At 73.6% G+C, this 22336-nt stretch carries 18 protein-coding genes; 8 read left to right on the top strand and 10 right to left on the bottom strand.

What is annotated here, in order from left to right; genetic code table 11:
- Positions 1–9: 9 nt before the first annotated feature.
- Both IE332_RS26955 and IE332_RS26950 read left to right on the top strand, forming a co-directional pair.
- Positions 10–1149, top strand: a complete 1140-nt coding sequence (locus IE332_RS26955; protein ID WP_189921210.1) for a nucleotide disphospho-sugar-binding domain-containing protein — start codon at positions 10–12, stop codon at positions 1147–1149.
- A 56-nt stretch (positions 1150–1205) separates the two neighbouring features.
- Positions 1206–1616, top strand: coding sequence for a peptidase inhibitor family I36 protein (locus tag IE332_RS26950; protein ID WP_189921208.1), 411 nt, complete (start codon positions 1206–1208; stop codon positions 1614–1616).
- Positions 1617–1662: 46 nt separating this feature from the next.
- On the opposite strand, the gene IE332_RS26945 is transcribed toward IE332_RS26950, so the two are convergent.
- Positions 1663–2232 (bottom strand): hypothetical protein, encoded by a 570-nt coding sequence (locus IE332_RS26945; RefSeq protein ID WP_189921206.1) that lies wholly within the window; start codon positions 2230–2232, stop codon positions 1663–1665.
- A gap of 446 nt (positions 2233–2678) precedes the next feature.
- On the opposite strand from IE332_RS26945, the gene IE332_RS26940 reads away from it, so the two are divergent.
- Positions 2679–3953 carry an FAD-dependent monooxygenase gene (locus IE332_RS26940; RefSeq protein ID WP_189921204.1) on the top strand — a complete coding sequence of 425 codons (1275 nt, stop codon included), beginning with the start codon at positions 2679–2681 and terminating at the stop codon, positions 3951–3953.
- A gap of 90 nt (positions 3954–4043) precedes the next feature.
- Here IE332_RS26940 and IE332_RS26935 read toward each other — a convergent pair whose 3' ends face one another.
- Both IE332_RS26935 and IE332_RS26930 read right to left on the bottom strand, forming a co-directional pair.
- A complete protein-coding gene (locus IE332_RS26935) occupies positions 4044–4949 on the bottom strand; it encodes a UTP--glucose-1-phosphate uridylyltransferase (RefSeq protein WP_189921202.1) in 906 nt (301 codons plus the stop codon).
- Between the two features lie 221 nt (positions 4950–5170).
- Positions 5171–5947 (bottom strand): DUF4232 domain-containing protein, encoded by a 777-nt coding sequence (locus IE332_RS26930; RefSeq protein ID WP_189921200.1) that lies wholly within the window; start codon positions 5945–5947, stop codon positions 5171–5173.
- 241 nt (positions 5948–6188) lie between these two features.
- Here IE332_RS26930 and IE332_RS26925 point away from each other — a divergent pair, with 241 nt between their 5' ends.
- Positions 6189–7445: a helix-turn-helix domain-containing protein gene (locus IE332_RS26925; RefSeq protein ID WP_189921198.1), complete on the top strand. Its 1257-nt coding sequence runs from the start codon at positions 6189–6191 to the stop codon at positions 7443–7445.
- A 167-nt stretch (positions 7446–7612) separates the two neighbouring features.
- On the opposite strand, the gene IE332_RS26920 is transcribed toward IE332_RS26925, so the two are convergent.
- Positions 7613–8563: an RNA-guided endonuclease InsQ/TnpB family protein gene (locus IE332_RS26920; RefSeq protein ID WP_189921196.1), complete on the bottom strand. Its 951-nt coding sequence runs from the start codon at positions 8561–8563 to the stop codon at positions 7613–7615.
- Between the two features lie 160 nt (positions 8564–8723).
- Here IE332_RS26920 and IE332_RS26915 point away from each other — a divergent pair, with 160 nt between their 5' ends.
- Positions 8724–9095 (top strand): YciI family protein, encoded by a 372-nt coding sequence (locus IE332_RS26915; protein ID WP_189921194.1) that lies wholly within the window; start codon positions 8724–8726, stop codon positions 9093–9095.
- A complete protein-coding gene (locus tag IE332_RS26910; protein ID WP_189921192.1) occupies positions 9092–10309 on the top strand; it encodes an RNA polymerase sigma factor in 1218 nt (405 codons plus the stop codon). The genes IE332_RS26915 and IE332_RS26910 overlap by 4 nt, the downstream gene beginning before the upstream one ends.
- A gap of 38 nt (positions 10310–10347) precedes the next feature.
- Here the strand turns inward: IE332_RS26910 and IE332_RS26905 are convergent, their stop codons facing one another.
- Positions 10348–11031 (bottom strand): TetR/AcrR family transcriptional regulator, encoded by a 684-nt coding sequence (locus IE332_RS26905; RefSeq protein ID WP_189921189.1) that lies wholly within the window; start codon positions 11029–11031, stop codon positions 10348–10350.
- Positions 11032–11177: 146 nt separating this feature from the next.
- Here IE332_RS26905 and IE332_RS26900 point away from each other — a divergent pair, with 146 nt between their 5' ends.
- Positions 11178–11675 (top strand): nitroreductase family deazaflavin-dependent oxidoreductase, encoded by a 498-nt coding sequence (locus IE332_RS26900; RefSeq protein WP_189921187.1) that lies wholly within the window; start codon positions 11178–11180, stop codon positions 11673–11675.
- 76 nt (positions 11676–11751) lie between these two features.
- On the opposite strand, the gene IE332_RS26895 is transcribed toward IE332_RS26900, so the two are convergent.
- The 4 genes from IE332_RS26895 to IE332_RS26880 form a co-directional block, all read right to left on the bottom strand.
- The gene (locus IE332_RS26895; RefSeq protein ID WP_229928940.1) at positions 11752–12873 is read right to left on the bottom strand and encodes a hypothetical protein; all 1122 of its coding nucleotides are present in this window, start codon (positions 12871–12873) and stop codon (positions 11752–11754) included.
- A gap of 183 nt (positions 12874–13056) precedes the next feature.
- A complete protein-coding gene (locus IE332_RS26890; RefSeq protein WP_189921180.1) occupies positions 13057–14814 on the bottom strand; it encodes a penicillin-binding transpeptidase domain-containing protein in 1758 nt (585 codons plus the stop codon).
- Between the two features lie 203 nt (positions 14815–15017).
- The gene (locus IE332_RS26885) at positions 15018–15524 is read right to left on the bottom strand and encodes a carboxymuconolactone decarboxylase family protein (RefSeq protein ID WP_189921178.1); all 507 of its coding nucleotides are present in this window, start codon (positions 15522–15524) and stop codon (positions 15018–15020) included.
- A 194-nt stretch (positions 15525–15718) separates the two neighbouring features.
- Positions 15719–16957 (bottom strand): cytochrome P450, encoded by a 1239-nt coding sequence (locus tag IE332_RS26880; protein ID WP_189921176.1) that lies wholly within the window; start codon positions 16955–16957, stop codon positions 15719–15721.
- 649 nt (positions 16958–17606) lie between these two features.
- On the opposite strand from IE332_RS26880, the gene IE332_RS26875 reads away from it, so the two are divergent.
- On the top strand, positions 17607–18749 hold the full coding sequence (locus tag IE332_RS26875) for a hypothetical protein (protein ID WP_189921174.1): 1143 nt from the start codon (positions 17607–17609) through the stop codon (positions 18747–18749).
- A gap of 136 nt (positions 18750–18885) precedes the next feature.
- Here the strand turns inward: IE332_RS26875 and IE332_RS26870 are convergent, their stop codons facing one another.
- Entirely contained in the window at positions 18886–22095 is a 3210-nt protein-coding gene (locus IE332_RS26870) for a M28 family peptidase (protein WP_229928939.1), read from the bottom strand.
- Positions 22096–22336: the final 241 nt, after the last annotated feature.

The raw sequence follows: 22336 nt of genomic DNA, 5'->3' as shown, positions 1-22336 counted from the left end.
TTCCCTTCGATGCGTGTACTGTTCGCCGGCGTCCCCGGCGTCGGCCATCTCTTCCCGCTGGTCCCGCTGGCCCGGGCGATGCGTGGACTCGGCCACGAGGTCGCGGTGACCTCGATGGACGGCGGCGAGCCGGTCGCCGCCTCCGGACTGCCGTACCTGCCGCTCGCCCCCGGCCTCGACTGGCGCGTACGGATCCGCGAGGCCGGCCGCGACGAGCGGCCCGACCTGATGCGACGGGTCGTCGAGAGCAACTCCGCCGACCGCGAGGCCTTCGTCCCGCTCGCCGCCCGCGTCAACAGCGCCGTGGCCGACGACGCCGTCGAACTCGCCGCACGGTGGCGGCCCGACCTGGTGGTGTACGACTACCTCTTCCCGGTGGCCCTGCTCGCCGCCACCGCCCTCGGCGTGCCCGCCGTCCAGCACGACCTCGGCTTCGTCCGCACCCCCGGGCTGCGCGACCTGATGCTCACCGAGATGGCGGACGCCTTCGCCCGGCACGGCGCCGACCGGCTCCCCGCGCCCGCGGAGACCATCGACCTCGCCCCGCCGAGCATGGCCGGCGCCGAGCGCTACGGCTGCCCGCTGCGGCCCGTCGCCTACAACGGTGACGACGCCCTGCCCGATGCCCTGGCGGCCCCCGCCGACCGCCCGCGCATCGCCGTCACCCTGGGCACCGTGCCGCCCAAGACCGACGGACTGACCAGGGTCGAGCGGGTGATCGCCGCCGCCGCCGAGGTCGACGCCGACTTCGTCCTGGCCACCGGCGACCTCGACCTCGACACGCTCGGCACCCTGCCCGGCAACGTCCACGCGCACGGCTGGGTGCCCTGGCGCGCCCTCCTGGACACCTGCGCCGCCGCCGTCCACCACGGCGGCAGCGGCACCGCCCTCGCCGCCCTGGACGCGGGCATCCCCCAACTCGTCCTCCCCGACGGCTCCGATCGCTTCATCAACGCCGACGCCGTCCGCGACCGCGGCGCCGGCCTCAGCGCCACCGCCGAGGAGATCGCCCCGGCCCTGCTCGACCGGCTGCTCACCGACCCCGCGCTCAGCCGGGCCGCCCGCGAGGTCAGCGCCGAGATCGCCACCATGCCGAGCCCGACCGCCGTGGCACAGCGCCTCACCACCCTCCCGGGCCTGGCCGGCTGACGCCGGAGGAAGGGGGGCGAGGATGACCCGGAGCGCGCGGGCTCGTTGCACCGGGCATGACGCGTACGAAGCGAATCCTCGCCGCCCTGACCGGCGCCGTGGCAGCCCTGGCCCTCACCCCGGCCCTCCCGGCCCAGGCCGCCGACGGGTACGACCGGTGCCCCGACGGCGCCTACTGCCTGTTCTCCGGCCTCGACGGCACCGGTGACCTGGTCGTCCTGCGGGGCAGCACCCCCGACCTCGCCCCGCTCGGCATGAACGACCGGGCCGAGTCGGACTGGAACCGCACCCCGTCCACCGTCCACCTGTGGTCCGACCCGGGCTACACCGGCTGCACGGCCGTCACCTCCCCCGGCCCGACCGGCAAGGGCAACTTCTTCCCGGCCTACCGGGACTTCTTCAGCTCGGTCCGGTTCGACGGCCCCGGCGGCCCCGGCTGCGGCACCCCGCCCGGCGAGGACCGCTGACCGCCCGCGCCGTCAGCGGACCTCGCCGGGCCGGCCGCAGCGGGGCTCACGCCACCAGGGCGGCCGCCGGGGCCTTCGACAGCCGGTAGGGCGCCCGTTCCGGGAGGTCCCGGCCGAGCGGGAGGAGGGCGTCCGGCGGGACCCCGTACGTCAGGACGCGGTCGGCGTCCCGGGTGTGCTGGGCCGTCGGGTCCAGGACACCGGGGAAGCGGGTGCGGGTACAGGTGCGCTGCTGGACGGCGGCGACCCAGCCCAGAGCCATGCCGATGCCCGCGTAGGCCCGGGCGCGTCCGTCGGGCCAGGTCGGGTCGAGGGCGCGGCCGTGCTCGTCGGCGCACCAGGCGTGGCGGGTGACGGTGCCGTCGGCCTCGATCACGTAGCCCTCGACGTAGGCCAGGGCGGTGGACCTGCGGGCGATGCGCCAGGCGTTGGGGAAGCCGGCGCCGCCGTTGCGGCGGCGGGGCAGACCGGCCGGCCAGGCGGCCGGGGCCTGCAGGCGCCCCTGGGCGAGGACCACGGCCTCGGCGGTCAGCCCGCCGCGCGCGGCCCTCGCCCGGAGCGCGCCGACAAGGACCCGCTCGTGGAGGGAGGTTCCGGCGTTCACGGTGGAGGACACGCTGGCCAGTCTTCTCAACGCCCAAGGGCCGCGCGAGAAGTACTACGCCATCCGATGCCGGGCCCGCACCGGAGGCCGGGGCGGCGCCCGCGCCGCACCTCCCCGAGACACCCGGGTTCGCCCGCCCCGGCCCGCACGCGAACTCGGCGGCCGACCCGGGGACTTCGCGCACCGGCACGTCCCGCCGACTGGTGGCGCCGGGTCCGCCCGCGCCTCCTCCGACCACAGGAAGGGGTGCACCGCCAAGTCCCGCTCCTCCTCGGGCTTCCGGCTGCCGCTGCCGTGGGGGTCCCTTCATATGCGGACGACCCCGGTCGGCTGCCGACGGCGGCCTGTCAGTGCCCTGTCGGTGACCTGTCGGTGGTGGCAGCGGTCTGTTCCCGTGCTGTGGGTGGCCGGTCGCAGGGTGGTTCACGACAGCACCAGCGACTCACCGGAGGTCCACCGTGTCGAGCACCGACCCGTCGAAGAGCACCCAGACGAACAGCACCCCGCCGAACAGCGCCCCGCCGAGCGGCGGCGGCGCCCGTCCGGTCTCGGTCCTGGTCTCCGGTGCCGGGATCGCCGGCACCGCCCTCGCGTACTGGCTGGAGCGGTACGGCTTCCGGGTCACCGTCGTCGAGCGGGCCCCGGAGCTGCGCGGCGGCGGCCAGCCGGTGGACATCCGGGGCGACGCCCTGCGGGTCGTCGAGCGGATGGGGCTGCTGGCGGAGGTCCGGGCCCGCCGGACCGGCCTGCGCGGGATGTCCCTGGTGGACGGGGACGGCCGCGAGCTGAAGCGCACCACCGAGTGGACGGCCAGCGGAGGGCCGGTCGGCGGCCCGGACGTGGAGATCCTGCGGGACGAACTCGCCGAGCTGATCGCCGGCGCGGCCGGGCCGGGGGTCGAGTACCGCTTCGGCGACTCGATCGACACCCTGGTCCAGTACGGGGACGGCGTCCAGGTCCGGTTCCGCGGCGGGGCCGAGCAGTCCTTCGACCTCGTGGTGGGCGCCGACGGCCTGCACTCGAACACCCGCCGTCTGGTCTTCGGCCCCGAGGCCGACTACCTGCACCCCATCAACACGTACATCGCCGGCTGGAGCGTCCCCAACCACCTCGGTCTCGACCGCTGGGAGGTCATCCACCCGTCCGGCGCCGGCTGGCACTGCATGGCGATGACCGTCCGCGACAACACCGAACTGCGCGTCTTCGTCGGCTTCGCCACCGACGAGCCGCTCGACCGGATGCTGCCCCGGGACCGTACCGAGCAGCGCCGGCTGGTCGCCGACCGCTGCGCCCACCTGCGCTGGGAGGTGCCGCGCTTCCTGGAGGCGATGTGGGAGACGGAGGCGTTCCACTACGACGTCGTCGCCCAGATCCGGATGGACCGCTGGTCCAACGACCGGGTCGCCCTGCTCGGCGACGCCGGCTACTGCTGCTCCCCGTTCACCGGCCAGGGCACCAGCGTGGCCCTGACCGCCGCCTACGTGCTGGCCGGTGAACTGCGCGCCGCGGGCGGCGACCACCGCACCGCCTTCCCCGCCTACGAGCGGCGGCTGCGCGACCACGTGGCGGCCAACCAGGCCATCCTCGAACTGACCGCCGACCTCTACGGGTCCGATGCCGAGCCCGGGGACGACGGTGCGCCGGGTGACGCCCTCGCGGGCTTCGACGTGCCCGGGGTGGAGATGGAGGCGGCCTTCCGCGCCGCCACCGCCTTCGACCTGCCGGACTACTGAGGGCCGGACGGGTCTGCCGAGGGGCCCCGGAGGGCTCCCGGGCCGCACCACCCCCTCGGCAGCCTGCGGGGCCCTCCGGCGATCGGCCGACTACTCCGTCGGCGGGGCGAGTTCGGCGGCGAGCCTGCGCAGGTCGGGCCCGTACTCGGGGTTGGCGAGGGCGGCGGCGAACTGGGCGCGGAGGTAGGCGGCGGGGTTGCCGGTGTCGTACCAGGTGCCGGCGATGACCTGGCCGTAGACGGCGCGGCGGGCCGCGTAGGCGTTGATGGCGTCGGTCAGGTAGACCTCGTCCTCCGGCTTCTCGTGCCAGCGGCGGGTGAGTTCGCGCAGCTCGTCGACGATGCCGGGGGTGATGACGTAGCCGCCGATGGCCGCGTACGCGGAGGGGGCGTCGACCGGCTTGGGCTTCTCGACCAGGCCGCTGATCCGCAGGGAGCCGCCGCCGAGGTCCTCCTTCACCACCGGTACGCCGTAGCGGTAGGAGTCCTCGGGGGCCATCGGCATCAGCGCGAGGACCGGCGCGTTGGTCTGCTCGTACGCCCGGATCAGCTGCTGCGCGCGGGGGACGTCGGCCACGAAGACGTCGTCCGGCCAGAGCACCAGGCAGGGCTCGTCGCCGAAGTGGCGGGCGGCGTTGAGCACCGGGGTGCCGTTGCCGTACGGGCCGTGCTGGTACAGGTAGCTGATGTGGCCCCGGCGGGACAGCTCCCCGACCTCCTCGACCGCGTCGGCGAAGGCCGCCTTGCCGTCGCGGCGCAGCTGGTCGACGAGGACGGGGTTGGGGCGGAAGTGCTCCTGGATCATGCCCTTGTCGCCGTTGACGACGATGGTGATGTCGGTGATGCCGCTCTCGATCAGCTCGCGGACGGTGTGTTCGATCACCGGCTTGTCGCCGACCGGAAGCATCTCCTTCGGCGTGGCCTTGGTCAGCGGCAGGAGGCGGGAACCGAGCCCGGCGGCGGGGATGACGGCTCGGCGGATCGTCCTGGGGGCCATGTGCCCTCTCTCGTCTCGACGGTGGTGCGGTCCTCGGTACGCGTCGTGTGGTGCACGAGGTCGTGGTGACGCCACGCTACCAAGGGTTGTGGTGTGATTATTTGCCGTGACCGGGTGGGGAGTTGGGGCATGATCAAGAATTCCTCGGCCGTTCACCAGGGCGCGGCCGACGGTTGCCCCTCGAACCGGGGGTGGTGGGTTCCGCCGGGGTGGTGGCGGTGTCACCAGGACAGGGCGTCGTCCATGGACTGCTGCCAGTAGGTGACCTTGAGGGAGTCGTCGACGTAGACGCCGGTGGCGGGCAGCGACGGGTTCGCCGGGGTGCCGACGCTCTCGTTGCCGGAGGGGCCGTGGAAGTGGACGGCGAGCGTGGTGGTGGTGTGGCCGTCGGTGTTGCCGGTGCCGTCGGCGGAGGAGAGGTTGACGGAGGCGTAGCCGGACTGGCCGGGCTGGAGGGTGACGACGGCCTGGGGCTTGGAGTCGGCGATGACCGGGGGTACGGACTGGGCCTCGCCGAAGCGGACGGCGGGGTAGCCGTGGAGGTAGCAGGTTCCGGGGCCGGTGTTGGTGACGGTGAGCAGCAGGTGGTTGACCGGTCGGTTCAGTGGGGCGGCGGTGGTCTTGGTGGTGGAGCCGGTGCAGGTGACCGGCTGGGCGGCCGGGGCCGGGGGAGCCGTGGGGGACTTCGGTGCGGGGGTGGCGGTGGCGGGCTTGGGGCCGGTGGGCCGGGGCGCGGGGGTGGGGGTCTCAGCGGTGGGACCGGAGGAGGTGCCGGAGGAGGTACCGGTGCCCGTGCCGGTGCCGGTGGTTGGGGTCGTCGTGGGGTCGGTGGGCGCCGGGACGAAAGGGGTGGACGCGACCGAGGGAGTGGCCTTGAGCGAGGGGCCGGTCGCGGTCGCGATGTCCCCGCTGTTGTCGCACGCGGTCATCGAGAGGGCGGCGAGCGCGATGCCCGCGGCGGCGGTGATCAGACGGGTGCGGGAGGTACGGACGGACATGTGGGCGTGCCCCTTTCGGCATTCGTGCAGGTGGTGCGGTGATCGGATGACCGGAGCTTGCGGGGCGTTCCGTCCCGGCCGCCGGCACCGTCGGCACGATGGGTAAGGTGGAACGGCGTGACCGGCTCTGACCAGGGGAAACGAGTCGAGCCTGGAACGCTGGGACGGGACGCGGGGGGAACGGAGAAGTCGGGTGTCGGACGGAACAGGGGACGCCGGGGCGGAGGAGTTCGCGCGGTTGATGAGCGAACTCAAGACCCGCTCGGGCCTGAGCTACGGAACGCTGGCCAAGCGGCTGCACATGAGCACGTCGACGCTGCACCGCTACTGCAGCGGCACGGCGCTGCCCAACGAGTACACGCCGGTGGAGCGCTTCGCGCGGGTGTGCCGGGCGACCCCGGACGAGCTGGTGGAGCTGCACCGGAACTGGATCCTGGCGGACGCGGGCCGGGGCCGCCGGGCGGACCGGGCGCCGGTCGCGGAGCCGCCGCCGGTGGTGGAGCCGTCAGCGGTCGATCTGCCGGCGGCCGTGGAGCCGCCGTCGACGGTGGACCTACAGTCGGCCGTGGAGCCGGTCGTCGAGGTGGCGCCGCCGCCCGTACCGCCGCGGCGCCGCCGTACCGCGCTGATCGCCTCCGCCGTGGCCGTCGTGCTGCTGGCCGCCGTGGTGGTCGTGGTGCGCCCCGCGATCTGGGGCGGGGACGACGCGGGCGACCGGCAGGCGGCCGGTGCCACGTCGACGGGCACCGCCACGACGGGTACGGCCACGACGGCGACGGGTGCGGCGGTCGCGCCGGACCCGTCCCCCTCCGCCCCCACCCCGCCCGACCCCGCGCCGCCGCAGAGCCCGACCGCCACACCAACCGCCGGTCCCACCCCCACCCCGTCCGAGACCGCGCCCCCGCCGCTCACGGTCCGCACCCGCCCGTACGTCTACGAGGACCAGTGCAGCCAGCACTTCCTCGTCAACAGCGGTCCCGCCCAGGTCGGTCCGCCCGCCGGCGAGAGCGACGCACCCCGTTGGGCCGCCGCCTTCGGCGCGGTCTCCTCCGGTGAGCAGCTGGTCGCCCTGACCGTCCAGGGCACCGGGGCGGAGACCGTCGTCCTGGAGGCGCTGCACGTGCGGATCGCGGCCAAGGGCGCGCCGCTCGCCTGGAACGACTACGCGATGGGTGTCGGCTGCGGAGGCGGGGTCGAGACCAAGTCCTTCGACGTCGACCTGGACCGGGGCAGCCCGGCGGTCACCGTGAAGGGCGGCCAGCGCGACTTCCCGTACAAGGTCAGCAAGTCCGATCCCGAGGTCTTCTACGTCACCGCGCACACCAAGGCGCACGACGTCCGCTGGGACCTGACGCTGGAGTGGTCCAGCGGCGGCCGCCGGGGCACCGTCCGCGTCGACAACAGCGGCACCCCCTTCCGCACCAGCGCCGACGTCGGCCGCCCCGGCTACGACTACCCGCCGGGCGGCGGCGAGTGGATCAAGCGGACGGGCGGCTGAGCGGCGGCCGGTTCTTGACGGGAAGAATTCGTGCGGGATGTCCGGCGGAGGACGTCAAGACGGCGGCGCCCGCTCCGACCACCGGTCGAAGCGGCCCCGCCGAGGCCCGCGCACCCGAGGGAGTCACGAGTTGACTTCCTCCCCCTCGCAAACGAGGGGGGTTCCCCTCAGCCTCGCGGCTGAGCCGCTGCGCGTGAGCGCTGCGGTGGGACGACTTCCTGCTTCATCGACGACTGCCCGCCCGGAGTGCTCCGTTGAGGTCTTACACCGTCTCCACAGGCTGCAACCGCCAGTCCGGCGGCCAGGATGTTGATCGCCGCGTTCACGTCCCGGTCGTGGACCGCTCCGCAGCCGCACGTCCACTCGCGGACGTTGAGTGGCATCATGCCCCGCAGGATGCCGCAGGCCGAACACAGCTTGGACGATGGGAACCAGCGGTCCACGACCACCAGGTCCCGGCCGTACCAGGCTGCTTTGTACTCCAGCATGGACCGCATCTCGGTCCAGCTCGCGTCGCTGATGGCGCGGGCGAGCGTGTGATTCCTGACCATGTCGATCCCGACCGCCGTGTTCACCGGCTCGGGCATGGCCGGCCGGTCGTCGCACAGCACGGAGACGAACCAGCGTCCGGCCGCGTCCTGCGACACCGTCACCGTCGATGGGACCGTCCCCTCGGGCAGCGGCCTCGACCACACGATCTCCAGCGGCTCGGCCATCTTCGCCAGGGTCAGCGATCCGTTCCGGAAGCGGAACGCCGAGCTCGTGTACTCGGCGGACTTGCGGGACTTCTTCCGCGACTTGAACGTCGGGTACTTCGCCCGCCTGGTCCAGAAGTTGGCGAACGCCCCTTGCAGATGCCGGAGCGTCTGCTGCAACGGGACGCTGGACACCTCGGACAGGTAGGCCAGTTCCCCGGTCTTCTTCCACGCCGTCAGCATCGCCGACGTCTGGTTGTAGTTGACCCGCTCCTGGCGTAGCGTCCATGCCTCGGTGCGGGCCTGGAGCGCCATGTTGTAGACCTTCCGCACGCACCCGAACGTGCGAGACAGCTCAGCCGCCTGCATATCGGTCGGGTAGAAGCGGTACTTGAACGCCCGCTTCACATGGGTGGTCGCCACGGATCACACACTAGCAACCACTGCTTGTGACCATGTGATTGGTAATCACCTACCGAGATGGCACACCGCCTTGACGGCGGTCTGCCTATCCCTGCCCCGCTACGCGGGAGTCTCGTTTCCTGCCCCGGCTGAAGCCGGGGGTATCCACGAAAGGACTCTGATGAAGTTCCTGATCAGTCTGCACATCAACCCGGCCGTGCTGGACGCGCTGACCGACGAGGAGAAGGCGGCGATCGGCGCCGGGCACGGCACGTTCATCGAGGAGCTGAAGGAGTCCGGCGAGCTGATCCTGACCCAGGCGCTGGTCGACCCGTCGCAGGCCGCCGTGGTGAAGGTCCGCAACGGGCAGCCGGTGGTGACCGACGGGCCGTTCCTGGAGGCCAAGGAGTTCCTGGGCGGCTTCTACCTGGTCGACTGCGAGGACAAGGAGCGCGCGATCGAGCTGGCGGCCCGGATCCCGGACACCCGGATCGAGGGTCTGGGCGTCGAGGTGCGGCAGGTGATGTTCTCCGACGGAAACTTGGAGGCATGACAGCACCCGGCATCGAGGACCTGCTGCGTGGGCTCACGCCGCAGGTCCTCGGCACGTTGGTCCGCAAGTACGGCCGGTTCGAGGGCTGCGAGGACGCGGTGCAGGAGGCCGTCCTCGCCGCCGCGGTGCAGTGGCCGTCGGAGGGGGTGCCGGACAACCCGCGCGGGTGGCTGGTGACGGTCGCCTCCCGGCGGCTGGTCGACCAGGTGCGCAGCGACCGGGCGCGCCGCGAGCGGGAGTCGGCGACGGCGGCCGCCGAGGTGGTGCCGGAGGAGGTGCCGGACACCGACGACACGCTGCTGCTGCTGTTCCTGTGCTGCCACCCGGCGCTGACCGCCGCCTCCCAGACCGCGCTGACCCTGCGGGCGGTCGGCGGGCTGACCACGGCCGAGATCGCCCGGGCGTTCCTGGTGCCGGAGGCCACGATGGCGGCCCGGATCAGCCGGGCCAAGCAGCGGATCCGGGCCGCCGGGAGCGCGTTCGCCGCGCCCGCGGGCGCCGAGCGCGAGGAACGGCTGCGGGTCGTCCTGCACGTGCTCTACCTGATCTTCAACGAGGGCTACACCGCGTCCTCGGGCAGCGAGCTGGACCGGCCCGACCTCGCCCGGGAGGCGATCCGGCTGACCCGGTCGGTGTACGCGCAGCTGCCCGGGGACGGCGAGGTGGCCGGGCTGCTCGCCCTGATACTGCTGACCCACGCCCGCCGCGCCGCCCGGACGACGGCCGCCGGCGACCTGGTGCCGCTGGACGAGCAGGACCGTACGGCGTGGGACCGCGAGCTGATCGACGAGGGCACCGCGCTGGTCAAGGCGGCGCTGGCCGGACCGGAGCTCGGCCCGTACCTGGTGCAGGCCGCCATCGCCGCCACGCACGCCGACGCGCCCACCGCCGCGGACACCGACTGGCGGCAGGTGTACGGCCTCTACCTGGTCCTGGAGCGGATCGCGCCGAACCCGGTGGTCACCCTCAACCGCGCCGTCGCCCTCGCCGAGGCCGAGGGCCCGCGGGCGGGCCTGGACCTGCTCGCCACCCTGGACACCGACGCCCGGATGGCCGGACACCACCGCCTGCTGTCGGTCCGGGCACACCTGCTGGAGCGCGACGGCGACCGGGCGGGGGCGTACGAGCACTACCGGCGCGCCGCCAGGGGGACGGCGAGCCTCGCCGAGCAGCGGTACCTGGAGGGGCGGGCGGCGCGGCTCCGGCCGAGCTGACCCCGCCGCCTGCCCGAGCGCCCCAGGCCCCGCCCCCCTCAGAGCCCGAGCGTGTCGGCCGTCTGCGCCGCCGTCCAGGTGAAGAAGTCGTCCGCCGGGTCGATCGAGCCGACCAGGTGGCCGTGGAGCTCGAAGCCGATCAGACCGATGAGCTGGACCCAGGCCGACACCCCGCGGGCGACGACGTGCGGCGGCAGGCCGGGGGCGAAGGCGGCGGCGAGCGCGGTCAGCTGTCCGGGCAGGGCGCCCTGTGGCGGGGGGCCGGGCGGGGTGGGCCGCAGCGGGGCGTCGCGGACCACGCCGATCAGGGCGAGGGGCAGCCGGGCGGCGGGTTCGACCGTGGTCCGGGGCGCCGCGTAGCCGGGCACCGGGGTGCCGAAGACCAGGGCGAACTCGTGGGGGTTGGCGCGGGCCCAGTCCCGGGTGGCGGTCCACAGGGCGCACCAGCGGTCGCGCGGGGCGGCCTGCTCCGTGCCGGCCAGGGCGTGGTCGGCGGCGTCGCCGAGCTCGTTGTACGCGTCGATGATCAGCGCGGTCAGCAGCTCGTCCCGGCTGGGGAAGTAGCGGTAGAGGGCGGAGGAGGCCATGCCCAGCTCGCGGGCGACGGCCCGGAGCGACAGCTGTTGGGCGCCGACGGACGCGAGCTGGCGGCGCGCCTCCTGCTTGATCTCGCGGGTGAGTTCCTCGCGGGCCCGTGCGCGGGCGGTCCGGATCGCTGGCATGGGGCCAGCCTGCCACATGTCGGATCGGTGCACACAAGTGAGAGCACTGCTCTTGCTTCGAGTGCCCGCCGGTGCCATGCTGAGGATGTCGAAACGAGAGCAGTGCTCTCGAAAAGAAGCGGTAGTCACAGAATCGAGGCAGGCCGATGTCCAGCACCGAGAACCCGAACCCCCGGCCGACCGACCCCACCACCCGCCTGGTCGCGCCCACCACCCGCCTCGGCGCCGCCGCCAACCGGCTGACCAACCGCGCGGTCGCCGCCCTCACCCGGGCCGGCGTGAGCCTCTGGGGCTCCCGGGTGCTCGCCGTCCGGGGCCGCAAGAGCGGCGAATGGCGCACCAATCCCGTCAACCTGCTCACCCACGGCGGCGAGCGCTACCTGGTCGCCCCGCGCGGCCACACCCAGTGGGTGCGCAACCTCCGGGCGGCCGGCACCGGCGAACTGCGGGTCGGCCGCCGCGCCGAGGTCTTCCACGCCACCGAACTCCCGGACGCCGACAAGCCCGAGGTGCTGCGCGCCTACCTGCGCCGATGGAAGTGGGAGGTCGGCTACTTCTTCGACGGGATCGGCCCGGACGCCCCGGCCGAGGAGCTGCTCCGGGTCGCCCCGGGCTACCCGGTCTTCCGCGTCACCGCCGGCTGACCCGGCCACCCGAGGCGGTGCTCCCGGCCCTTCTCCAGGTACGGGCCGGTGCCGAGGTGCGCGATGTGAACGGGCATCAGTTCACCTCCCCGGGGCTCTCGGTGGCCGGTGCCCGGTCCTCGAACGCCCGCAGGCGCAGCCGGGGCCGGCTGTGGTCGGCGAACCAGAGCAGCCACCGGTCGCCCGCGGCCAGGGCGGCGCGGGCCGTCTCGCACCAGTCCTCGCGGTCGAGGACGGCGAGGTACGCGGCGAGCACGGCGGTGCGCTGCTCCTCGGTGCAGCCGCAGTCCTCGGCGGACGCGGTGGCCAGGTGCAGGGCCAGGGTGGCCACGAACTGGAAGGTCTCGACGGTCGGTGGCGCATCGCCGGCGTGCCGGGCGTGGGCCGCCAGGACGGCGGCGGAGTGGGGGTAGTGGCCCAGGGTCATCCCCATGCCCGAGCTGTGCGTCAGCATGTAGAGCAAGTGTCCGGTGTGGTGGAGGAGTTCGCGGTCCCGCCCGAACTCCGGGACGGCCTCGTGCAGTCGGCCGGCGACGGCGACCCGGCCCGCGAAGTAGCCGTTGAGGAAGTCGCCGTCGATCGCCTTGCGCAGCAGCCAGGGGCAGGCGGCCGGGTCGTCGAGCCGGCAGAGCGCCTCGACGACGTAGACCCGCCCCCAGCCCGCCGTCCGGTCGGCCAGCCAGAGCAGGTGGGCCGTGCCCCCGTCGAGCCGTTCGAGCGCGCGCGCCGCGAGCGGGCCGAAGGTGTTGGACAGCAGTCCGATGGTCCGGATCAGCGGGATGTCGGCCGTGGTGCCGACCTCGGCGAGCAGGGCGAGCCCCGTCACGACGCTGCCCTCGTCGGTCCCGTGGCGCACCAGCCACCGTCCGGTGCGCCGGACGCGTTCCGGGTCGGCCCGGTGGGCGGCCGCGGTGACGGACTCGCGGGGGTGGATCGGGACGTAGAGCTCGCCGAGCGCGTCGGCCAGCTCCCGGAGCGGCGCGGAGGGCCGGGCGAAGTGCCCGTCCAGGAGGCGGGCGACCTGAACGCCCGCCGTCCGCAGGTCGTCCGGCGCCTTGGGGCGGGGCCGCCCGCCGTCCGGGTACGGCGCACCGTCCCGGGGGAGCGGGCCGTCCGGCGTCAGCCGGTGCAGGCGCAGCGCGTGGTCGTGGAAGCTGCTCGGGATGCCGGGCGACAGCGGCCCGGAAGCGGCGCTCACCAGCGGGTGAGGGGCTCGATTCTGAAGATCATGGCGCCGATGGTGACACCCGAACTCCGGTTTCGGCAAGCCCTTTCCGCTCCGGTTGCAGTGGCGCGGGCCCCGCGGTGGCGGTTCTGAGCGCCGGGGGCCCGCCGACCCGTGCGGACGTACGTACGGCCGCGCGGGTCGACGGGGCAGCCGTCAGCCCTTGCCCGCCTTGAGGACCTGGGCCGCCGCCACGCCGGCCGCGCTGTTGCCGTGGCCGCCGCCGTCGACCTCGGCGGCGACGGCGAGGTCGCCGCGGTAGGCGATGAACCAGCTGTTGGTGGACTGGCCGCCGGTTTCGACGGTGCCGGTCTTGGCGCCGATCTGGCCGGTGAGGCCGGACATCGGGGCGCGGGCGGTGCCCTGGGTGGCGGTCTTGGCCATCATGGCGCGCAGGTCCTGGGCGACGCCGGCGGGGAGCTTCCCGGGGGCGGTGGCGCGCTTGGCGTCCTCCCGCAGGACGGGCTGGCGGAACGTTCCGCTCTGCACGGTGGCGGCGACCGAGGCCATCGCCAGCGAGTTGACCTGGATCTTGCCCTGGCCGATGTACTCGGCGGCGGCCTCGTCCTTGTCCGCCGGCAGCGGGATCGTGGCGTCCCGGCTGTCGATGCCGATGTGCCATTCCAGGCCGAGGCCGAACTGGTCGCGGGCCACCTTGGCGAGCGTGCCGGGCTGCAGCTTCTCCAGGCCCTTGTCGATGAAGCCGGTGTTGCAGGAGTGGCTGAAGTCGTCGGTGAGCGTGTACGAGGGGAAGTCGCCCGGTTCGTCGTTGTGCCACGGGCGCGGGGAGTTGGTGGTGTTCTTGCACGGCACCACGGTGTCCGGGGTCACGCCGGCCTGCAGCAGGGCGGCCGAGGTGATCACCTTCATCGTGGAGCCGGGCGGCTGGCCGGCCGAGACCGCGCGGTTGTACCCGCTGGGCGAGAAGGCCATCGCCAGGATGTGGCCGGTGCTCGGCTGGACGGCCACCAGCGAGGCCGGCTTGCCGCCCGCGGCCTGCTGCTTGACGGCCTCCTCGGCGACCCGCTGGAGGTCGGCATCCAGGGTGAGCTTGACCTGCGGCGCGCTCGGCGGGGTCAGTACGAACAGCTGCTCGGGATCCTTCCCGGCGCCGCCGGAGAGCACCACGGCCCGCCCGTTGACCACGGTCTCCCCGTCGGCGGGCGCGATCTTGGGCAGGACGGCGGCCAGCGAGGGGAAGCCCTCCAGGGGCTTGCCGTTGCGGTCGGCCGGCTTGGTCACCGGGTCGGGCAGCGCCTTCACGGCGATCGTCCCACCCGGCCCGAGGCGGGGGTGGAGCACGGTCGGCGCCCAGCGCACGACGGCCTTTCCGCTCTCGCCCCGGACGACGCTGAGCGTGCTGTCGTACTCCCAGGCGGCCGTCGCGCCCTCGAACTCGGCCTTCACCCGGAAGCCGACGGCCGGTTCCTCCGCCGTGCCGGTCGCCGCCGGGCCCGTCCCGGTCAGCGCGAGGGTGCGGGCCGGCACGTTCTCGTGGAAGGCGGCCAGCGCGGCGCGGGCCGTCTCCGGCCGGTTGGTCAGTGCGGAGGCGGCGGTGACGTCCCCGCGGCCCCAGGCCGCCAGGAAGTCCTTGGCGACCGCCGCGGCCTGCTCGGCGGTCGGCGGTGTCTGCGGGGCCTTCGCCGCGGTGTCGGACCCCTGGGTGCCGCTGCCGCCGCTCGACGGGTTGCCGCCCTGCACGGCGTTCACGATGTTGTAGAGGCCGTACCCGCCGACCGCCAGCAGCGCGGCGAACACCCCGCCGACCGCGACCAGCACGGCCTTCCGCGCGCCGGAGCGGCGCGGGGCTTCCCCCTCGTGCCCGGTCCCGTCCTCGTACTCGACGTACTCGACGTGGTCCTCGTCGAGTTCGGTGTACCCGGCGTACCCGTCGGGTTCCCGCTCTTCACGCATGTCTCTCGTCCCCCTGTGTCCTTCGTGTCCCGCGGACCTGCCCCCTCCGGCATCCCGGCCCGCGGGCCCGGACGGACGGGCGGTCGATCGCCAGTCCGTTCGAGCGCGGACCAGCCTATGCGGACACCGGTGATCGGTCGACAGCGGGAGCGCCCGCCGGGCGGAGTTGCCCGGTAGGCGCTCCCGTGGCCGGAAGGGAACGGTCAGGCCCAGGGGTCGGTGAAGGAGCGGCCCGGGACGGGCTTGGCGATCAGGGCGATGGCGGTGAAGAAGTTGACCTGGCCGATGGCGATCATCAGGGTGGCCAGGGCCTCCTCGTCGTAGTGCTCGGCGACCTCGGCGTACAGGGCGTCGGAGACGCGCTCGCCGTGCTGGTTGGGCTGGAGGGCGGCCTCGACCAGGGCGAGGGCGGCCCGCTCGGGGGCGGTGAAGTACGGCGAGTCCTGCCAGGAGGACACCGAGGCGATGCGCTCCTCGGTCTCGTCGGCCTTGCGGAGGAAGCCGGTGTGCAGGACGGTCAGGTAGGTGCTGCCGGCGATCTGGCCGGCCCGCAGCTGGACCAGGCTGATGGTGGTGCGGGGCACCGAGCGGTTGCCGGTGGCCTTGAACAGCGCGGCCGAGACCTCGGCGAGGGCGGGCACGAGCTGCACCGGGTCCTGGGCCATGCGGGGGCGCTGCGGGACCTCGGCGGTGATGGATCGGCTGGTCATCGTGGTGTTCCTCTCGGGAGCGGCGGGGTCGCCGTGATCGGTGCGATCAGCGGTGCCGTCACCTCCCCGACGGATCCCGGCGCCCGGGTGTGACAGTGCGGGCCCGCGCGTTTCGCGCTCCCCGGCGCGGGCCCGCCCGTGTCGCGCTCCCCGGCGCGGGCCCGCCCGTGTCGCGCTCCCCGGCGCCGGCCCGCTCAGCGCAGGACGGCGGGCGAAGGTCCGTCCGGCCGTACGGTGATGCTGTAGGCGGCGCCCTTCGGCTTGCTGACGTAGGCCAACTCGCCCATCGGCAGCAGGAGTTCCAGCAGCGCCGTGGTCTCCCGGAGGGCGAACTGGGTGCCCAGGCAGGCGCGGGCGCCGAGGCCGAAGGGGAGGTAGGCGCCGAGGTGGCCGGGGCGCTCCGCACCCGGGGCGAAGCGGGCCGGGTCGAAGCGTTCGGGGTCGGGCCACAGGGCCGGGTCGCGGTGGATGAGGTACGGGCAGACCAGCACGTCCGTTCCGGCGGCGATGTGGTGGCCCTCGATGACGTCGTCCTGCGTGGCGTGCCGGGGGAGCAGCCAGGCGGAGGGGTAGAGCCGCAGGGTCTCGCTCACCAGCGCCTGCGGATCGGCCGTCCGGGCCTCGGGGTGCTCGTCGAGGAGCAGGAAGAGCCAGGTGAGCGTGGTGGCGGTGGTCTCGTGCCCGGCGACGAGCAGGGTGACGAGCTCGTCGCGGATCAACCGGTCGGTGTACGCGGGGATTTGGTCGCCCGCCTCCAGCAGCACCCGGAGCACGCCGGGCTCCTCCGTCGGGCCGGCCTCGCGCGCCGCGTCGATGGCGGCGTGCGCCACGGCGTCGACCAGCGCCAGGTCCTCGGCGACGGCGTCCCGGGCGTCCGCCGCGTCGGTCGGCAGCTTCGGCATGGCGGCCACCACCCGTTCGACCGCGCGGAGTTCGCGGTCGGTCCGGTCGTCCAGGGGCAGTCCGGTGAGCGCCCGCCAGACGGTGTCCAGGGCGAAGCGGCGCATCTCCTCGCCGACGTCGAAGGTCTCCCCGCTGCGCCGGTAGCCGGCCCAGCGCTCGGCGGTGCGGCGCGCCGCCGCCGCGATCCGCTGCTCGTACCGGCGCATCCCGGTGCCGGTGAACTGTGACTGCAGCAGCCGCCGTTGGCGCTTCCAGGCATCCCCGGTGGCGGACAGCACGCCGTCGCCGACGAGCATCCGGGCGCGGTGCGAGCGCTTGACGTACCGGTCCGGGTGGCGGCCCAGGACGTGCTGCACCGCCGCCGGGTCGGTGACCAGGACGGTCGGCTCCGGGCCGAGCCGGAACGCGGCGATCCCGCCGACGCCGCGCCGGGCCCGGGCCAGCAGGTCGACGAGCTCGGCACCCTCGGTGCGCCACTGTTCGACGGCCTCGGGTGCCAGCTCCGGTACCGGGCGGGTGTCCGTGCTCACGGTGGGGGTCCTTTCGGTCCGATGACGGCTGACGGGTGCTGCTGACGGTTCGTCCGCTCCGACTCTATGCCGACTCCATGCCCGGCCGTCCGGCGCGCACACGGCTGCGCCGACCGGGCGGCGGGCCTGGCCGGCGACCGCGCGGCGGCCCGCCGGGCCGTATGCGAACGGGTACCGTGCGGCGGGGCCGACCGGCCCACGCTCGCGCGCGGATGGGAGAACGCATGCCCGGGACCCGGCACATCGGAGGCGGCACAGCCGGCCGAGCGGCCCGGTGGCTGGCGGCCGCCCTGCTCGTACCGGCCCTGGTGTCCTGCGGCGGCGGTGGCGGCGACTCGGCCTCGGCCCAGCGGAGCGACAGCGGCCCGAACGGCAACGGCCAGAACGGCGACGGCGGTCAGACCGGGGAGCAGCGGACCCAGGACACCGGGAACCAGGGCGGGTTCCGGACCGCCGGCGAGCCCTCGGCGAACGTCCAGGGCACCGACAACAAGGCCCTGATCAAGCTGTCCTTCCCCGCGAGGACCAGCTTCCGGGCGACGATCAGCAAGGTCGCCGACTGCGGCACGTCGAGGTTCGCCACCCCCGCCTCGCGACCGGTCCAGGTGGTCGACGGCGAGACCGAACGGGCCGAGTTCACCCTTCCGCGGTGGACGCCCGGCACCACCAGCCGCACGATCTGCCTGACGGTGACGGTCGACGGCGACAGCAAGCAGGTCCAGGCCGTGGGCACCGTGGAGATCATCACCGTCCCGGACGACGGCTCCACCTCCGGCACCGGCTCCACCCCCAGCGTCGAGGCGACCCCGTACGGCGGTGTCAGCCCGTACGGCGGTGCCACCATCGGCGCCGGGAGCAACCCCTGACCACTGCCGAGGAGGAGCCCCCGGACGAACCGAGGCGGGCGCCGGCGGAACAACCGGGGCAACAGTCGCCGCAGCCGCCGGTACGGCCCTGGACCGACTGGATCGCCAAGCTCGCCACCTGGGTCGCCCCGACCACCCTCCTCACCGCGCTGCTCTTCTTCTTCGGCTACGCCTACACCAGCTCGCTCTACAGCTACTTCGGCATCGACGCGGGCACGATCGGCTTCGCCACCCAGGACCTGCTGCTGCGCAGCTCCCCCGCGCTCTACGTCCCGGCCGGGGTGGCGCTGTGCGGGGCGCTGGTCGGCGCGCTCGGCTACCACCTCGCGACCAGGGCGGCTGGCGGCGGCGCGGATGGCGTCCGGACCGTGCGTTGGGTCTGCCTGGCCGTCACCGCGCTGGTGGTCCCGCTGCTGGTGCTCGGCTTCCTGGCCGGCTTCGAGGTGGTCGACGCCGGCCCCATGGGCACCCCGCTGCTGATCGGCGGCGCGCTGCTGCTCGCGGTGCTGGCCCGGCTGATGTACGTGCGCAGCACCGGCGCGGACTACCCGCTCACCGGGGAGCGCGCGGCGCTGGGCATCAGCGTGGCGATCGTCGTGCTCTGCTCGTACTGGGCGGTCGGCGGCTACGCCCAGCAGAAGGGGACGGCCGACGCCGAGCAGCTCGCCCACCACCTCTACCGGCGTCCGGCGGTCATCCTGGACACCTCGGAGCGCCTGCACCTGGGGTGGGAGGGGGTGCGGGAGACGGTGCTGCCCGAGGTGGCGGAGGGGGCGCGGTTCCGGTACCGCTACGAGGGCCTGCGGCTGCTGGCGCACTCCGGCGGCCGGATGTTCCTCGTCCCGCGCACCTGGACCTGGCAGAGCGGCAACGGGCTGATCCTCCCCTTCGACGCCACCGTCCGGGTCGCCTTCCACCCGGGCTGACCACCGGCCCCGCACACGGCTGCGCCGCGGTCCGTCCCCCCTCGACGGACCGCGGCGCAGCGGCTTTCACCGGGCGTCGGTCAGAACGCCCCGGTCAGGTCGTCCTGATCAGATCGCCCCGGTCAGGTCGCCTCGATCACACCGGCTGCCAGAGCGCGGGGACGATCGGCGGCTCCCAGCCGACCTGGGCGGTGTGGCCCTGGACGCAGACGTAGGTGACGCCGTTGTAGGTCACGGTGTCGCCCGCCTTGTAGGTGGTGCCGGCCGTCCAGGTGCCGCTGGGGTCGGGGTTCCCGTTGCCCACGACCAGCGAGAAGGTGGTGCTGTGGGTGGCCGAGCCGGCCCCGGTCAGGGTGATGCTGTAGGTGCCGGCCGCGGTGGAGGCGGAGGTCGCGACGGTGACCGTCGCCGAGCCGCCGGACTGCACCGAGGACGGGCTGAACGAGACCGTGACGCCGGCCGGGGCGCCCGAGGCGGACAGGTTGACCGTCTGGGCCGAGCCGGAGGTGGTCGCGGTGGCGACCGTCGCACTGGCGCTCTCACCGGGCTTGACGGTGGCGCTGCCCGGGTTCACCGAGAGGGAGAAGTCGTTGGTGGGCGTGGTGCCGCCGACCGAGGTCTTCCAGATGGTGTAGGCCACGCCGTCGGCGCTGCGGTTGAGCACCGTCGCGTCGATGTTGCCGGTGGTGTCGCAGGACTGGTGGTAGCAGGAGTCGTACGACCGGCCCGCCTGACCGCCCCACTTGGCCGCCTGCGAGGAGGACTTGGTGTCGCTGGCGCCGGCCGCGTAGCCCGAGGTCGGGATGCCGGCCTGCTGGAAGGAGTAGTCGTCCGAGCGGCCCTGGCCCTCGACGTTCTCCTCCGGCTGGAGGTTGAGCGAGTCCCAGTAGGCCTTCATCGGCGCGGAGGCCGAGGAGGAGATGTTGTTGATGAAGTAGCCGGCGTTGGGCGAGCCGACCATGTCGAAGTTGTAGTACGCCTTGATCGCGGAGCGCTGGCTCGACCCCAGCTGGCCGACGTAGAACTGCGAGCCCTGGAGGCCCTGCTCCTCACCCGTCCACCAGGCGAACCGGACGTGCCGGGTCAGCGTCGGGTTCTGCTGGGCGAGCACGAGCGCGTTCTCCAGCAGGGTGGCCGAACCGGAGCCGTTGTCGTTGATGCCGGGGCCGGCTCCGACGCTGTCCAGGTGCGCACCGAACATGGTGACCTGGTCGGACGGGCCGCCGGGCCAGTCGGCGATCAGGTTGTTGGACTGGTAGGTGCAGGAGGTGCAGGTCTGCTCGCTGACGGTGTAACCCGCCGCCTGCAGCTTGCCCTTGATGTACGCCACCGACTGGCTGTGCCCGGCGGTGCCCGCCCGGCGGTTGCCGCCGTTCTGGTTGGCGATGCCGTTCAGCTGCGACAGGTGGGCCTGGACCTTGGCGACGTCGATGTCGGGCGCGGGCCCGCCGGGGGTGCCCCCGCCGCCGACGGTCAGGGTGTACTGGGCGGTGTGGGTCGCCGCGCCGGCGGTGCCGGTGACGGTGATCACGTAGCTGCCGGCCGGGGCGCTCGCCGAGGCCGCCAGGGTCAGCGTGGCGGACGAGCCGGTCTGCACGGAGGAGGGGCTGACCGTCGCGGTGACGCCGGCCGGGGCGCCGGAGACGCTCAGGTTGACGGACTGCGCGGTGCCCGAGGTCAGCGCGGTGCCGACGGTCGCCGTGGTCGAGGCGCCGGGCTGGACCGAGCCGGACGCCGGGCCGAGCGACAGCGAGAAGTCGTTGGTGCCGGACGGCGTGCAGTTCGGGTCACCGCTCTGCGCGGGCACGCTGATCGCGTCCCAGGCGGCCTTGGCCCGGGTGAAGAAGGTGCAGGACGGGTCCAGGTTCTTCGCCGCCGTCAGGGTGGCGGTGCGGTAGCGCTTGTAGGTCATGCCGCTGGTCTTGAGCAGCATGCCGCCGTAGAAGACCCGGCCGGCGTCCTTGATGCCGATGCCGGTGACCGTGGAGTTGTTGCAGGTCGGGCTGGTGGGCTTGCCGCCGCCCGGGTTGGAGCCCTCGGCCAGCAGGTAGAACCAGTGGTTCAGCGGGCCGGCCGCCGCGTGCTCCTCGGTGTTCGGGATGGAGGAGGAGTAGCAGTTGGGGTTGTTGCCGACCTGCGAGGGGTTGTACATGTTGCGGATCGGACCGCTGCCGACCAGGTTGATCATCTCGCCGACGAGGTAGTCCGGGTTGTCGTACGGCGCGGGCTCGTTGGCGTAGGCCTCGGTGAGCGCGCCCATGATGTCGCCGGTGGACTCGCCCAGCCCGGCCTCGTTGTTGGCGCCGCCCGGGGTGTACTGGTCGATGCCGTGGCCGAATTCGTGGCCGACCACGTCGATCGAGGCGATCCACTCGTTGGCCTGGCTGTGGCCGATGGATATCGAGCTGCCGTCCCAGTAGGCGTTGACGTCGTTGAGGCCGACCTTGACCGGCCAGCTGCCGCCGTTGCCGTTGTGCCCGTTGCGACCCAGCCAGTCGCGGAGCATGTCCCATTCCTTCTGGGCCGCGAACATCGCGTCGCCGCAGCCGGTCTCCTTGCTGGTGGGGCTGCCGGTGCCCCAGGAGTCGCTGGACTTGGAGAAGACCTGGCCGGTGCTGTAGTCGGAACAGGTCAGGCCGGGCCGGTTGGGGTCGCGCAGCGAGTACGAGCCGCCCGAGCCGGTGGTGCTGATGGTGACCGGCGCCGGGCCGTTCCACTTGCTGTTGACGGTGCCGGCGTGGACGTCGTCGTAGCTGTCGATGACCTCGCCGCTCGCGGCGTCGACGAAGACGTGCAGCCGGCTCGGGGCGGCGCCCTTGGAGCCGTTGAGCACGGTCTCCCAGGCGAGCCGGCCGCCGTTGCCGTCCTTGACCCGGACGACCAGGCGGTTCGACTCCACCGATTTCACGACGGCCAGCTCGGTGCGCGCGGTCTGCTCCGCGCGCTCCGCGCTGATCTGCGGGGTGACGGAGCCGCCGACCGGGCCGGGGGCGGCGGACTGCAGGCCGCGGACCTTGCCCTGACCGTCGGCGAGCACCACCGCGTCGCCGCCGACCACGGGCAGGCCGCGGTAGCTGCGCTCGTAGGCGACGGAGTAGAGGCCACCGACCCACGGGGTGACGGCCTTGCGCTCATAGGTCTCGTCGGGGCCCTTGGCCAGCGCGTCCAGGCCGGCCGCGGCGGCCGCGTCGGCGGCGTTGACGGCGGCGGACAGGGCGCTCGGTGGTGCTGGGGAGGGGGTGGGCGCGGCGGTGGCCGGCCCCGCAGTGGCGGCGATCAGGCCGGCCAGCACGGTCAGGGTGGTCGCCGTGGTGAGCAACCGCCCGGTGGACATCCTGCGTTGCATCGAGGCTCCTCGTATGTGGGGGTCCTCGACCGCGGACGGCAGTGGCTGGTGGCGCACCGCTGGCCGTGTTCGGGGGACGGCCGTGCGGGCCGTCCGCGCTCGGGTGCCCGAACCCTCACATGGCGTCATGCCCGGGTCAATGGCTGGTGCGGGCGATGCATCGGGTTGGCAAATTCCGTCAAGCGCGTCGTTCGAATTTGCGTCAAGCTGGGGTTTTCTTGAAGTGGTTGAGACCACGTCA

It is taken from the genome of Kitasatospora xanthocidica (assembly GCF_014656195.1).
Lineage (GTDB): Bacteria > Actinomycetota > Actinomycetes > Streptomycetales > Streptomycetaceae > Kitasatospora > Kitasatospora xanthocidica.
This window is presented reverse-complemented; position numbering and strand designations above follow the sequence as displayed.

What these genes read in the sequence shown, in the direction of transcription:
- IE332_RS26955 (WP_189921210.1), top strand. Translation starts at nt 10, where the DNA reads ATGCGTGTACTGTTCGCCGGCGTCCCCGGCGTCGGCCATCTCTTCCCG.
- IE332_RS26950 (WP_189921208.1), top strand. Translation starts at nt 1,206, where the DNA reads ATGACGCGTACGAAGCGAATCCTCGCCGCCCTGACCGGCGCCGTGGCA.
- IE332_RS26935 (WP_189921202.1), bottom strand. Translation starts at nt 4,949, where the DNA reads ATGGCCCCCAGGACGATCCGCCGAGCCGTCATCCCCGCCGCCGGGCTC.
- IE332_RS26930 (WP_189921200.1), bottom strand. Translation starts at nt 5,947, where the DNA reads ATGTCCGTCCGTACCTCCCGCACCCGTCTGATCACCGCCGCCGCGGGC.
- IE332_RS26925 (WP_189921198.1), top strand. Translation starts at nt 6,189, where the DNA reads ATGAGCGAACTCAAGACCCGCTCGGGCCTGAGCTACGGAACGCTGGCC.
- IE332_RS26915 (WP_189921194.1), top strand. Translation starts at nt 8,724, where the DNA reads ATGAAGTTCCTGATCAGTCTGCACATCAACCCGGCCGTGCTGGACGCG.
- IE332_RS26910 (WP_189921192.1), top strand. Translation starts at nt 9,092, where the DNA reads ATGACAGCACCCGGCATCGAGGACCTGCTGCGTGGGCTCACGCCGCAG.
- IE332_RS26905 (WP_189921189.1), bottom strand. Translation starts at nt 11,031, where the DNA reads ATGCCAGCGATCCGGACCGCCCGCGCACGGGCCCGCGAGGAACTCACC.
- IE332_RS26900 (WP_189921187.1), top strand. Translation starts at nt 11,178, where the DNA reads ATGTCCAGCACCGAGAACCCGAACCCCCGGCCGACCGACCCCACCACC.
- IE332_RS26890 (WP_189921180.1), bottom strand. Translation starts at nt 14,814, where the DNA reads ATGCGTGAAGAGCGGGAACCCGACGGGTACGCCGGGTACACCGAACTC.
- IE332_RS26885 (WP_189921178.1), bottom strand. Translation starts at nt 15,524, where the DNA reads ATGACCAGCCGATCCATCACCGCCGAGGTCCCGCAGCGCCCCCGCATG.
- IE332_RS26870 (WP_229928939.1), bottom strand. Translation starts at nt 22,095, where the DNA reads ATGCAACGCAGGATGTCCACCGGGCGGTTGCTCACCACGGCGACCACC.